Consider the following 12,455-nt stretch of genomic DNA (forward strand, 5'->3'; position numbering starts at 1 on the left):
AAGAGGATAAAGCAAGTTGAAAAAGAAACTTTTTAGAGGGCTGGCAGCCGCCCTGTGTGCTGCCATGATGGCAGGGAGCGCGGCGCTTCCGGCATATGCGGCGGGTCCGTCACGGGAGTCGGTTCCCTATGCGGATTCCTATGCCTCCTATCAGTGGGCTTTTTTAAATACAGGTGAACTGCGTCTGGTGCCGAGCCATACGGCGGCGGTGGATGCAGCGATTGGGGCGATTACCGGCAGCCCGGCGCTCTCAGCAGATGGAACGGTTCGTTCTCTGGAAGGGATTGATATGAATATTGTCCCGGCATGGAAGAAATATGACGCGAAAAGTGGAAAATGTCAGGTGATTGTGGCGCTGATTGATACAGGGGTTGACATAACTCACCCGGAGCTTAGTGGTTCGATCTGGACGAATACGGGGGAAATTCCGGGCGATGGCATTGACAATGACGGAAATGGTTATATCGATGACGTTTACGGCTGGAATTTCTATGATAATAATGCCCAGGTATTTACCGGGGCGGATGACAATCATGGTACCCACTCGGCGGGCACGATCGCGGCGGCGAGAAATGGAGTCGGAACGGTTGGAATCTGCGATCCGGCGTATGTGAAGATCATGGTGATCAAGACGCTTGGAACATCGTCCGGTGTCGGAACCGTCAGCAACGTGGTTAAGGCGATCCGGTATGCGCAGGCGAACGGCGCGTCGATCTGCAATCTGAGCTTTGGCACGATGAAATATAGCGAGGAGCTGTATCAGGCGATCAAGGATTCGGGGATGCTGTTTATTGTGGCGGCTGGAAACGGCGACGCCTCCGGCAATGGCTACAGCATCGATGAGCAGCCGATGTACCCGGCAAGCTTTGAACTGGACAATATCATTTCCGTGGCAAACCTGCGCTTTGACGGTCAGCTCGACCGTGCGTCCAATTACGGGGTGAGAAGCGTGGATCTGGCAGCGCCGGGCAATTATATCCTGAGCACGATCACGGGCAATGACTATGCCTACATGAGCGGCACGTCGATGGCGGCGCCGATGGTGACCGGAACGGCGGCAATGCTGTACTCCTGCGATGCGTCCCTGTCGCTTATGGATGTGAGAAACCGTATTCTGCAGTCGGCGCGGCCGCTTGAGAGTCTGTCCGGCAAGGTGGCAACCGGAGGTATGCTGGATGCCGGGGCGGCGATGCCGTAGATGGGAAAAACGAAAAGAAAGATTGTTAAAAAAATATTGAAATTCTTGTTTGTATATGATACCATGAACGGGTGAGATAATTGCCCCGCAGATTCATATGTTTATATGTATGAAGACGGAGTAATTACCATGATTTCTTCGGGGCAGGGCGAAATTCCCTACCGGCGGTATAGTCCGCGAACCGCGATGGCGGCCGATTCGGTGAGATTCCGAAACCGACAGTATAGTCTGGATGAGAGAAGAGGCAGGAGTCAGAGAGTGTACCGCTTGAGCGTAAGCAGGCTGGTGTACATCGGCTAAGTTGCGATTTATTATCCCAGGTCCCGAACAACCTGGGATTTTTTTAGTTTTACAAATGCAGTTAGTCCGGCACTTGATTCATACTCCTCCTTCGGAGAAATGAGTTTTAAAACCGAAAGGAGATTTAAGATGAAGACAGGAAAATGGAGTATTCAAAAATTGATTTATACGGCGATGCTGGCAGCGGTTGCTGGCGTGCTGATGTCATTGGAATTTTCGGTTCCGATGATGCCGCCGTTTTATAAGGTGGATTTCAGTGATGTACCGTCTGTGATTGCCGTGTTTCTGATGGGACCGGTATCCGGTATCTGTGTAGAAGTCATCAAGCTGTTAATCAAGCTGATTACTGTCGGAACTAACACGATGTACGTCGGTGAGCTGGCAAACCTGATTGCGGCGTTCCTGTTCGTATGGCCGCTGTGGTTCCTCTATCAGAAGCTGGGCGCTAACCGTAAGGCAGCTGTAGAAGCACTTCTGCTCAGTATCGTGATCCGCACCGCGTGTGCATGCTTTATCAATGCGAACATTACGCTTCCGTTATATGCGAAAGCGATGAGCCTGCCGCTGGATGAAGTGATCCGCATGGTAGCGTCGGTCAACCCGGCGATCAAAGACCTGAATGGATTTATCATTCTGGCGACGATCCCATTCAACGTATTGAAAGTGGGACTCAACTATATCGTTGGACAGCTTTTGTTTGTACGCCTGCGTGCGGCGAAGATTGTGCCGAAAGCAGTATAAAATGAAATAAGAGGAATGGTTTGACGGATTTGGCTGTTTGCTGTGAAACGGCAGAACCATTTCATAGAAAGGATTGTCGGGAAACCGCTGGGAAAGCTGCCTGGGGGAAGAATCCCGGACAATCCTTTTTTGTTTGATGGAACGTGCAAAGCCATATCTGTTTTTATAAGAGGAGGAGATACTATGATACGTAACTATAGAGATTTGACAAGATGGGAAATGGAGCAGGTGGACCGTGAGAACACGATTGTCCTGATTCCGCTCGGGGCTCTGGAACAGCACGGCAATCAGGCACCACTGGGAACGGATGATATTATCGCGGAGGCGATGAGTCAGGAGATCAAAAAGGCACTGGAGGCAGAGGGGGAAGAAGACTTCCCGATGCTGCTGTTTCCGGTGATTCCGGTGGGCTTAAGTACAGAGCATAAGAATTTCTGCGGTTCGGTCACAGTCCGGCCGGACACTTACTATCATCTCTTATATGATATATGCGTCAGCCTGGCGCATCACGGTTTTAAGAAGCTGGCTTTTTTGGTATGCCATGGTGGGAATGCGCCGATTGCGCAGGTTTTAAGCCGGGAACTTCGGAGTGAGCTGGGGATTGCACCGTTTATCCTTTCATCGGGGGCATTTGGTCATCCGGATGTAAAAGCAACGATTTCAAAGGGGAATATCTGGGATTTCCACGGTGGAGAGATGGAGACATCGATGGTAATGGCGGTCGATGAGAGTCTTGTGAAGCTGGAACTTTCGGAAGCGGGAGAGCCGACGGCGTTTGAGAAGACCCGCGCCCTGAAGCCATACGGTCCGGTTTCGATCGGCTGGGTGTCGGAGGACTGGAAAACAAAAGACGGATCGCCGATTGGAATTGGAGGAGATCCGTCTGGTGCAAGCGCCGAGAAGGGGCGAATTATATTAGAGACGAGTGCACGGGAACTGGTCCCGGGGCTGTTAGATATCCGGGATTGGAATGAATAGGAATCAAACTTAAAAATGGGGTGTCTATGTCATCCGAATACCAGTGTTATTTACCAGATTCCCAGCGTCCGGATGCACCGCATGGTAATACCAGTCCGGTGCGGGTAACCGGAAGTCCCAGCTCGTCCGATTTCACTGTGCCGCCGTGGGTGGAGGCAACTTCGGTTGAGAGCATATAGGTCAGGACGGACGGCGCCAGCCCGGTGGTGTAGGAGTTGATGAGGAAGAAGAGCGGGTTGTCCGATAACAGTTTCGTACAGAGCTGCACGAACGGGTAAATCGAAGTTTCGATCTTCCAGATCTCGCCTTTCGGTCCGCGACCGTAGGACGGCGGGTCCATGATGATTCCGTCGTAATGGTTGCCGCGGCGGATCTCACGCTCAACAAATTTCACACAGTCATCGACGATCCAGCGGATGGGTGCATTTTCCAGCCCGGAGGAACGGGAGTTTTCCTTCGCCCAGGCTACCATGCCCTTGGAGGCGTCCACATGGGTCACGCTGGCGCCGGCTGCGGCTGCCGCCAGGGTAGCGCCGCCTGTGTAGGCAAAGAGGTTTAAAACCTTGATTGGGCGTCCGGCATTGCGGATGCGGTCACCGAACCAGTCCCAGTTTGCCGCCTGCTCCGGGAAGAGACCTGTGTGCTTGAAGCTGAACGGTTTTAAGTTAAAGGTCAGTTCTTTGTAATGGATCGACCACTGCTCCGGCAGGTCGAAAAATTCCCATTCGCCGCCGCCCTTGGAGCTTCTGTGGTAGTGTCCGTTCATCTTTTTCCAGCCGCGGTGTGTCTTGGGGGTGTTCCAGATAACCTGCGGGTCCGGGCGAACCAGAAGATAGTCGCCCCACCGCTCCAGTTTCTCTCCTTCGGAGCAGTCAATCACTTCATAATCGTTCCATCCATCTGCAATCCACATAAAATTTTATCCTTTCAAAAAAATGAGGCGCAAACCCCGGAAAAGGGTATCTGCCGCCTTTATAATCGGTGTTATCCATAAGCCATTTCCATCCAAATGGCATAAATGGTTACTGTTCCCGGGTAGGCACTTTTGGAACCGAAAGTGCCGTAAGAAAACGTGGTGACAGCAGGAATTTGCCGTATTTAAATGCGAAGCCACGGCAAATTCCGTTACTGGGCACGATGCGTGCACAGTAACCATAAACGCAGTCTGTCTGACCGGAAAAACGGTTCAGTTGAAATGCATACCTAATTATATCGGTCATTGATTGGCGTGTCAAACCTTTTGAACGGCTTCCTGCCAAAAAAAAGTAAATAAATTGAAAGATAAATCTCCTTGAAGATTCCTACATCTCCTGTTAAAATGTATATTAGGTAAAAGATAGATTGCACGTATCTGGAACAAAACAAGGCGTTATAAGCATCTGATGCAGTCTCCACACGACGGGAAGTGTGCGAATGCGCAGCAGGTGGGAGAATAGACGTTATCAATCGTGAACTGGGAGGGCTTGTATATGAAGAAACAGAAACTGGCAGTCTGCGTCCTTTCCGCAGCGCTGATGATAGGGGCGGCGACCCTGACATCTTACGCGGCAGAAGGCTGGCAGCAGTCTGGAAACAGCTGGATATATGTGGACAACAATGGCAACAAGGTGACGAATACCTGGAAGAAGGGAGCAGACAATCTCTGGCGCTATCTCGATTCCCAGGGCAACATCGCGTCGAACTGCTGGGTGGACGACGAATACTTTGTCGAGAGTACCGGCATCATGGCGACTGACAAGTGGCTGAAACTGCCGAAGCGCAATCCGGCATGGAACGAGACTTCCGCTACGACGGTCTGGTACTATTTCTCCACCAGCGGAAAGATGGTATCCGACGGCTGGTCCAAGATCGGAGGCAAGTACTATTACTTCGACGGTGATGGAGCGATGCAGACGGGCTGGGTGGATGATGACACCTACTACACGAATGCAGATGGTGTCATGCAGATCGGCTGGGCATATCTGGAAGATCCGGATGATACCAAAAAGGACGATGATGAAGTGAAACCCGGCGACGACGATGAGGATCATCATTGGTACTACTTTCAGAGTTCGGGAAAGAAATATGTGCCTTCTTTAGGCAGTGCCAAATATAAACAATATAAGATTGACGGAACCTACTACTGCTTCGACGAAAACGGAGCGATGCAGACCGGCTGGGTCGATATGGGAAATTCCTCTGGATTTGAAAATTACCGTTATTATCAGAGCAACGGTCAGGTACAGACTGGCTGGCTCTCCACGACTCCGCCGGAGGAGGATGATTACAATCTGGATCTCGGCAGCGATGTACAGTGGTATTATTTTTCAAGCAACGGCGAGCCGAAGGTGGGTCCGAAGATTTCTGACGCTTCGACGAGCAACCTGGTCCGCATCAACAATATTACCTACTTATTTAATGAGAAGGGCAACCCGGTCTATGGTCTGAGACGTCTGGAGGTAGGAACGAGCGGTCAGTATGCCTGCTATTTCTTCGGCGCGGACAAGGCGACCAGCTCAGTCGTAAAAGGCAAGGGAAATGTAGTAGAGGGCGACGGAACGACCGGGCAGTTCTATTTCACTGACAGCGGCAACAAGGCTGGACGCGGCTACTCAGGTGTGGAGGATGGATTCCTGTACTACATGGGTAAGCTTCAGAAGGCAGACAGCGGTACCAAGTATGAAGTCATTGAAGTCAATGACAAAAACTATCTGGTAACGACGAGCGGCAAGGTAGTGAAATCCAGCACCGTGAAGGATGCGAACGGCACAAAGTTTAAGACAAGCTCTGCGGGTGTTGTCACAGAGGTGGACGGCACAAGCGACGATGGCAGCGACGAGGCTAGAACCCCGGTGGAACCGACGTATTGGGAGGATTAATTAAAAAAGCTGGGAGTCTTCTCGACTGAGATAAAATTTCTGCATGGAAATATATTCTTGTGGATAAACAGGAGTTTCTTCTATATAAAAGGTGTAATTACCCACCGGAAGAAGAAACTCCTGTTTTTTCTTGAAAAATATAGATTTTTTCTTAAAAAAACACTTGCATTTCCCAGAAAGCTGTGTTATTATAACGAAGCTGTGGCATGATAGCGATGAAACGAGAGGTTGCTGCTTATGATAAGCAGGTTATTCCGCGGAGCGAATGTCAAGTTAGGAAACTGGCGACAAGTCACTGTACAAGAATAGAGTATCCTGAAGACAAATGACGGATTTGGTGTGTGGACTGCGAGGACACACACGGGTATGTGTACAGTCACCGCTTGTCGTGCTTAATAGTACGAAAAGGAGGCGACTTTTTTTATGGCAAGTCAAGTAATGAGAATCACACTGAAAGCTTATGATCATCAGCTGGTAGATACATCCGCTGCAAAAATCATTGAGACTGTAAAGAAAAACGGATCAAAGGTGAGTGGACCGGTGCCGCTGCCAACTAAGAAAGAGGTAGTAACCATTCTGCGAGCAGTTCATAAGTACAAAGATTCCAGAGAGCAGTTCGAGCAGAGAACTCATAAGAGACTCATCGATATCATTGCTCCGAGCCAGAAGACAGTTGATGCACTGCAGAGACTGGAAATGCCGGCTGGCGTGTCCATCAACGTAAAGATGAAAAACAAATAATTAAGAATCCTATACTAGTTTAGATAGAGACATCTGGACAGTTCTAGGATGAACGCGGGAGTTTGACGAACGCGTTCCGCTGTAGAAAAACAGGAGGTCAGATTAATGAAGAAAGCGATTTTAGCTACCAAAGTCGGAATGACTCAAATCTTCAACGAAGACGGAGTTTTAACTCCAGTAACCGTTCTTCAGGCTGGACCGTGTGTTGTTACACAGGTTAAGACAGAAGAGAACGATGGCTACAAAGCAGTACAGGTTGGTTTTGTAGACAAGAGAGAAAAACTTGTGACAAAGCCGGTTAAGGGTCATTTTGACAAGGCAGGCGTTGCTTACAAGAGATATGTAAGAGAGTTCCGCTTAGAGAATGCTGAAGAGTATTCTGTAAAAGACGAAATCAAGGCAGACATCTTCGCAGCAGGCGATAAAATTGATGCAACTGCTATTTCCAAAGGTAAAGGTTTCCAGGGTGCCATCAAGAGACACGGCCAGCACAGAGGACCGATGGCTCACGGTTCCAAGTTCCATCGTCATCAGGGTTCCAACGGTTCTGCAACCACACCGGGACGCGTATTTAAGGGCAAAGGAATGCCGGGTCACATGGGCAGCGTAAAAGTAACTGTTCAGAACCTGGAGGTTGTTAAGGTTGATACTGAGAACAACTTACTCCTTGTTAAAGGCTCTGTACCGGGACCGAAGAAATCCTTAGTAACAATCAAAGAGACAGTAAAGGTCGCTAGATAAGGCTTTTACGGGAAAGGAGGAACATACAGATGGCAAACGTATCTGTTTTCAATTTAGAAGGCAACGAAGTTGGCACATTAGAACTGAATGATGCTGTATTCGGTGTAGAAGTAAATGAACATCTGGTTCACATGGCAGTTGTAGCACAGCTTGCTAACAAACGTCAGGGAACTCAGAAAGCAAAAACCCGTTCCGAAGTTTCCGGCGGTGGTAAGAAACCGTGGAGACAGAAAGGTACCGGACATGCAAGACAGGGTTCAACAAGAGCTCCGCAGTGGACGGGCGGCGGCGTAGTATTCGCTCCGACACCACGTGATTATACAATCCGTTTAAATAAGAAAGAGAAGAGAGCTGCGCTTAAATCTGCTCTGACAAGCCGTGTAAACGAGAACAAGTTCATCGTAGTTGAGGCTATGAACTTCGACGAGATCAAGACAAAGAAATTTGTTGAGGTTATGAACAACCTGAAAGTAAACAAAGCTTTAGTTGTTCTGGATGAGGCTTGTGACAAGGCTGTATTATCCGCTAGAAACGTGGCAGACGTTAAGACTGCTTCCGTAAGCACCATCAACGTTTACGATATCCTGAAATACAACACAGTAGTAGCAACCAAGGCTGCTGTAGCTTCTATCGAGGAGGTATATGCATAATGGCAAACGTACAGTACTATGACGTAATCCTCAAACCGGTTGTAACTGAGAAGAGTATGAATGCTATGACAGACAAGAAATACACCTTCCTGGTACACACCGAGGCAAACAAAACTATGATCAAAGAAGCCGTTGAGAAGATGTTCCCGGGCACCAAAGTTAAGAGTGTCAACACCATGAACATGGACGGCAAGACAAAGAGAAGAGGCATGACCTTCGGTAAGACAGCTGCAACAAAGAAAGCTATCGTTCAGCTGACCGAGGACAGCAAAGAGATCGAGATCTTCGCTGGTTTATAATTCATCCTCAATAGACAATTATACGACGAACACTATGTCGTGAAAAACATGAAGAAACGCCAGGAGGCGTTGAACGAAAGGAGTCAAAGTCATGGGAATTAAATCTTACAGCCCATATACACCTTCCAGAAGACATATGACCGGCTCTGATTTCTCTGAGATTACAAAATCCACACCGGAGAAATCCTTAGTAGTTTCTTTAAAGAAGAACGCAGGTCGTAACAACCAGGGTAAAATCACCGTTCGTCACAGAGGCGGCGGTTCCAGAAGAAAATATAGAATCATCGACTTCAAGAGAAATGCAAAAGACGGTATCGCAGCAACCGTACTTGGTATCGAGTACGATCCGAACCGTACAGCAAACATCGCTCTGATCTGCTACGCAGACGGCGAGAAAGCTTATATCCTTGCTCCGGCTGGTTTACAGGTTGGACAGAAGGTTATGAGCGGTGCAGAGGCTGAGGCAAAAGTTGGTAACTGCTTACCGCTTTCTGAAATCCCGGTTGGTGCACAGATTCACAACATCGAGCTTCTTCCGGGCAAGGGTGGTCAGCTGGTTCGTTCCGCTGGTAACTCTGCTCAGTTAATGGCTAAAGAAGGCAAATATGCAACCCTTAGATTACCGTCCGGAGAGATGAGAATGGTTCCGATCAGCTGCCGCGCTACTATCGGTGTAGTTGGCAACGGCGACCACAACCTGATCAATATCGGTAAGGCTGGTAGAAAACGTCACATGGGTATTCGTCCGACTGTCCGCGGTTCTGTTATGAACCCGAATGACCATCCGCATGGTGGTGGTGAGGGCAAGACCAGTATCGGTCGTCCAGGTCCTTGCACACCTTGGGGCAAACCGGCACTCGGCCTGAAGACCAGAAAGAAAAACAAACAGTCTAATAAGTTAATCGTAAGAAGAAGAAACGGTAAACAGTAATAGGAGGTATACTAATGGGTCGTTCATTAAAAAAAGGACCATTTGCAGATGCTCATCTTTTAAAGAAAGTAGATGAGATGAACGCAGCAGGACAGAAACAGGTTATCAAAACCTGGTCCCGCCGTTCCACAATCTTCCCGCAGATGGTTGGACATACAATCGCAGTTCACGATGGTAGAAAACATGTTCCGGTATACGTGACAGAGGACATGGTTGGACATAAACTCGGTGAGTTCGTAGCCACTAGAACTTACAGAGGCCACGGAAAAGACGAGAAGAAAGCAGGACGTAAGTAAGTTACGCTTGAAAGGAGGTTTCACCAATGGCTAAAGGACATAGATCCCAGATTAAAAGAGAAAGAAATGCTAATAAGGATACGAGACCGTCGGCTAAGCTGTCTTACGCCAGAGTATCCGTTCAGAAAGCATGCTTCGTATTAGATGCCATCAGAGGCAAAGATGTGAAGACAGCGCTTGGTATTGTAACATACAATCCTAGATATGCTTCTACTTTAATTAAAAAATTACTCGAGTCTGCTGTTGCTAACGCAGAGAACAACAACCAGATGAATCCGGAGAACCTGTACGTTGCAGAATGCTTCGCTAACAAGGGACCGACAATGAAGAGAGTAAAACCGAGAGCACAGGGCCGCGCTTACAGAATCGAAAAGAGAATGAGCCACATCACAATCGTGCTTGATGAGAAATAAGAGGAGGCAATTATGGGACAGAAAGTTAATCCGCACGGCTTAAGAGTCGGTGTTATTAAAGACTGGGATTCCAGATGGTATGCGGAAGCTGATTTTGCAGATAACCTGGTAGAGGATCACAAAATCAGAACCTTCCTTAAGAAGAAATTATACAGCGCCGGTGTTTCCAAAATCGAAATCGAGCGCGCTTCTGATAAAGTAAAAATCATTCTTTACACTGCTAAACCGGGCGTTGTTATCGGTAAGGGCGGCGCAGAGATCGAGAAGACAAAAGCTCAGGTTCAGAAATTAACTGACAAGAAAGTTTTTGTAGACATCAAAGAAGTTAAGAGACCAGACAGAGACGCTCAGCTCGTTGCAGAGAACATCGCTCAGCAGCTTGAGAACCGTATTTCCTTCCGTCGTGCGATGAAGTCCGCTATGGGCAGAACCATGAAGGCTGGAGCTAAGGGTATCAAGGCTTCCGTATCCGGACGTCTTGGCGGTGCTGATATGGCTCGTACAGAGTTCTACAGCGAGGGCACTATCCCGCTTCAGACATTAAGAGCAGATATTGACTACGGTTTCGCTGAGGCAAACACAACATACGGCAAGACCGGTGTTAAGGTTTGGATCTACAAAGGCGAGGTACTTCCTGCGAAAGGAAATAAGGAAGGGAGCGATAAATAATGTTAATGCCGAAAAGAGTAAAGCGTCGTAAACAGTTCCGTGGTACCATGGCCGGCAAGGCGCTTAGAGGAAATGTAATCAACTACGGTGAGTACGGTTTAGTCGCTACAGAACCGTGCTGGATCAAATCCAACCAGATCGAGGCAGCCCGTGTTGCCATGACCCGTTACATCAAACGTGGTGGTAAAGTTTGGATTAAGATTTTCCCGGATAAACCAGTAACTGCTAAACCGGCTGAGACTCGTATGGGTTCCGGTAAAGGCGCACTTGAGTACTGGGTAGCAGTAGTAAAACCAGGCCGCGTAATGTTCGAGATCGCGGGTGTACCAGAGGAGACAGCGAGAGAAGCGCTTCGTCTTGCTATGCACAAACTTCCGTGCAAGTGCAAGATTGCTTCTAAAGCAGATTTAGAAGGCGGTGATAACAGTGAAAATTAATAAGTATGTAGAAGATTTAAAAGCTAAGACATCTGCAGAATTAAACGAAGAATTAGTAGCTGCTAAGAAGGAACTCTTCAACTTAAGATTCCAGAACGCTACCAACCAGCTGGATAATACAAGCAGAATTAAAGAAGTTCGCAGAAACATCGCTCGTATTCAGACTGTTATTACAGAGAAAGCGAACTAATTATCATAGATTCCTAAAATAGGAAAGGAGATATCTACCGTGGAAAGAAATCTTAGAAAAACACGTACCGGTAAGGTAGTAAGCAACAAGATGGACAAAACAATCGTAGTTGCTATCGAAAACCACGTAAAACATCCTTTAATCGGTAAGATTGTTAAGAGAACTTATAAATTAAAAGCACACGACGAGAACAACGAGTGCGGTATCGGTGATACTGTAAAGGTAATGGAAACAAGACCGTTATCCAAGGATAAGAGATGGAGACTCGTCGAAATTATCGAGAAAGCGAGATAATTTCTAAATCAGAAAGGAGTATTGGGCATGATTCAGCAGGAGACCAGATTAAAGGTTGCCGACAATACCGGTGCGAAAGAATTACTCTGTATCCGCGTTATGGGCGGCTCTACTAGAAGATATGCAAATATTGGCGATGTAATCGTTGCCAGCGTTAAAGATGCAACACCAGGCGGTGTTGTAAAGAAAGGCGATGTAGTGAAGGCCGTTGTTGTACGTACCGTTAAGGGCGCACGCCGTAAAGATGGTTCCTACATCAAATTTGATGAGAACGCAGCCGTTATCATCAAAGACGACAAGAACCCGAGAGGAACCCGTATTTTTGGGCCGGTTGCCAGAGAGCTTCGTGAGAAACAGTTTATGAAGATTGTTTCCCTGGCTCCGGAAGTACTGTAGGAGGTGTCAGCTGTGCATAAAATTAAAAAAGGCGACCTGGTAAAGGTTATCACAGGTAAAGACAAAGACAAAACCGGAAAAGTTCTTTCCGTTAATGTAAAGAAGAATACAGTCCTGGTTGAGGGATGCAACATGGTAACAAAGCATACCAAACCGTCTGCAGCTAATCAGCAGGGCGGCATCATCCATCAGGAAGGCGCGCTTGACATTTCCAACGTTATGCTGGTAGTGGATGGCAAGGCTACGAGAGTTGGCTTCAAAGTAGAAGACGGCAAGAAAGTCCGTGTTGCTAAGGCAACCGGTAAAGTAATTGACTAATACAG

18 protein-coding genes and 1 riboswitch are annotated in these 12,455 nt (G+C 47.9%); of the genes, 17 read left to right on the forward strand and 1 reads right to left on the reverse strand.

Annotated elements, in window-relative coordinates; genetic code table 11:
* Positions 1-16 precede the first annotated feature (16 nt).
* The 3 genes from DW739_RS06035 to DW739_RS06045 all read left to right on the forward strand — a co-directional run bounded on the left by DW739_RS06035 (position 17) and on the right by DW739_RS06045 (position 3,217).
* A complete protein-coding gene (locus DW739_RS06035; RefSeq protein ID WP_243023741.1) occupies positions 17-1,198 on the forward strand; it encodes a S8 family peptidase in 1,182 nt (393 codons plus the stop codon).
* Between the two features lie 130 nt (positions 1,199-1,328).
* A riboswitch (FMN riboswitch) is annotated at positions 1,329-1,446 on the forward strand.
* Between the two features lie 181 nt (positions 1,447-1,627).
* A complete protein-coding gene (locus DW739_RS06040; protein ID WP_022360580.1) occupies positions 1,628-2,239 on the forward strand; it encodes an ECF transporter S component in 612 nt (203 codons plus the stop codon).
* A gap of 183 nt (positions 2,240-2,422) precedes the next feature.
* Positions 2,423-3,217: a creatininase family protein gene (locus tag DW739_RS06045; protein ID WP_107000797.1), complete on the forward strand. Its 795-nt coding sequence runs from the start codon at positions 2,423-2,425 to the stop codon at positions 3,215-3,217.
* A 46-nt stretch (positions 3,218-3,263) separates the two neighbouring features.
* Here the strand turns inward: DW739_RS06045 and DW739_RS06050 are convergent, their stop codons facing one another.
* Positions 3,264-4,130, reverse strand: a complete 867-nt coding sequence (locus DW739_RS06050) for a class I SAM-dependent methyltransferase (protein ID WP_117796499.1) — start codon at positions 4,128-4,130, stop codon at positions 3,264-3,266.
* Between the two features lie 556 nt (positions 4,131-4,686).
* Between DW739_RS06050 and DW739_RS06055 the strand changes: the two genes are divergently transcribed.
* The 14 genes from DW739_RS06055 (at position 4,687) to rplX (ending at position 12,450) form a co-directional block, all read left to right on the forward strand.
* The gene (locus DW739_RS06055) at positions 4,687-6,075 is read left to right on the forward strand and encodes a cell wall-binding protein (protein ID WP_118742804.1); all 1,389 of its coding nucleotides are present in this window, start codon (positions 4,687-4,689) and stop codon (positions 6,073-6,075) included.
* 423 nt (positions 6,076-6,498) lie between these two features.
* On the forward strand, positions 6,499-6,816 hold the full coding sequence (rpsJ, locus tag DW739_RS06060) for a 30S ribosomal protein S10 (RefSeq protein WP_022360576.1): 318 nt from the start codon (positions 6,499-6,501) through the stop codon (positions 6,814-6,816).
* Positions 6,817-6,921: 105 nt separating this feature from the next.
* Positions 6,922-7,557, forward strand: coding sequence for a 50S ribosomal protein L3 (gene rplC, locus DW739_RS06065; protein ID WP_022360575.1), 636 nt, complete (start codon positions 6,922-6,924; stop codon positions 7,555-7,557).
* A 29-nt stretch (positions 7,558-7,586) separates the two neighbouring features.
* Positions 7,587-8,207 (forward strand): 50S ribosomal protein L4, encoded by a 621-nt coding sequence (gene rplD / locus DW739_RS06070; RefSeq protein ID WP_022360574.1) that lies wholly within the window; start codon positions 7,587-7,589, stop codon positions 8,205-8,207.
* Complete coding sequence (gene rplW, locus DW739_RS06075; RefSeq protein ID WP_022360573.1) at positions 8,207-8,506, forward strand: 50S ribosomal protein L23; 300 nt, start codon at positions 8,207-8,209, stop codon at positions 8,504-8,506. The genes rplD and rplW overlap by 1 nt, the downstream gene beginning before the upstream one ends.
* A 91-nt stretch (positions 8,507-8,597) precedes the next feature.
* Positions 8,598-9,437: a 50S ribosomal protein L2 gene (rplB, locus tag DW739_RS06080; RefSeq protein WP_022360572.1), complete on the forward strand. Its 840-nt coding sequence runs from the start codon at positions 8,598-8,600 to the stop codon at positions 9,435-9,437.
* A gap of 14 nt (positions 9,438-9,451) precedes the next feature.
* Complete coding sequence (gene rpsS, locus DW739_RS06085; RefSeq protein ID WP_022360571.1) at positions 9,452-9,733, forward strand: 30S ribosomal protein S19; 282 nt, start codon at positions 9,452-9,454, stop codon at positions 9,731-9,733.
* 26 nt (positions 9,734-9,759) lie between these two features.
* Positions 9,760-10,146: a 50S ribosomal protein L22 gene (gene rplV, locus DW739_RS06090; RefSeq protein ID WP_022360570.1), complete on the forward strand. Its 387-nt coding sequence runs from the start codon at positions 9,760-9,762 to the stop codon at positions 10,144-10,146.
* A 12-nt stretch (positions 10,147-10,158) separates the two neighbouring features.
* Positions 10,159-10,815: a 30S ribosomal protein S3 gene (gene rpsC, locus DW739_RS06095; protein ID WP_022360569.1), complete on the forward strand. Its 657-nt coding sequence runs from the start codon at positions 10,159-10,161 to the stop codon at positions 10,813-10,815.
* Positions 10,815-11,252 (forward strand): 50S ribosomal protein L16, encoded by a 438-nt coding sequence (rplP, locus tag DW739_RS06100; protein WP_022360568.1) that lies wholly within the window; start codon positions 10,815-10,817, stop codon positions 11,250-11,252. Before rpsC ends, rplP begins: the two co-directional genes overlap by 1 nt.
* Complete coding sequence (rpmC, locus tag DW739_RS06105; RefSeq protein WP_022360567.1) at positions 11,242-11,442, forward strand: 50S ribosomal protein L29; 201 nt, start codon at positions 11,242-11,244, stop codon at positions 11,440-11,442. Before rplP ends, rpmC begins: the two co-directional genes overlap by 11 nt.
* Positions 11,443-11,481: 39 nt before the next feature.
* Positions 11,482-11,736: a 30S ribosomal protein S17 gene (gene rpsQ / locus DW739_RS06110; protein ID WP_107000794.1), complete on the forward strand. Its 255-nt coding sequence runs from the start codon at positions 11,482-11,484 to the stop codon at positions 11,734-11,736.
* Positions 11,737-11,763: 27 nt separating this feature from the next.
* Positions 11,764-12,132, forward strand: coding sequence for a 50S ribosomal protein L14 (gene rplN / locus DW739_RS06115; RefSeq protein ID WP_022360565.1), 369 nt, complete (start codon positions 11,764-11,766; stop codon positions 12,130-12,132).
* A 12-nt stretch (positions 12,133-12,144) separates the two neighbouring features.
* Entirely contained in the window at positions 12,145-12,450 is a 306-nt protein-coding gene (gene rplX / locus DW739_RS06120) for a 50S ribosomal protein L24 (protein WP_022360564.1), read from the forward strand.
* The last annotated feature ends 5 nt before the right edge of the window (positions 12,451-12,455 follow it).

The organism is Clostridium sp. AM28-20LB, assembly GCF_003480665.1.
In the GTDB taxonomy this organism is placed as follows: domain Bacteria; phylum Bacillota; class Clostridia; order Lachnospirales; family Lachnospiraceae; genus Otoolea; species Otoolea fessa.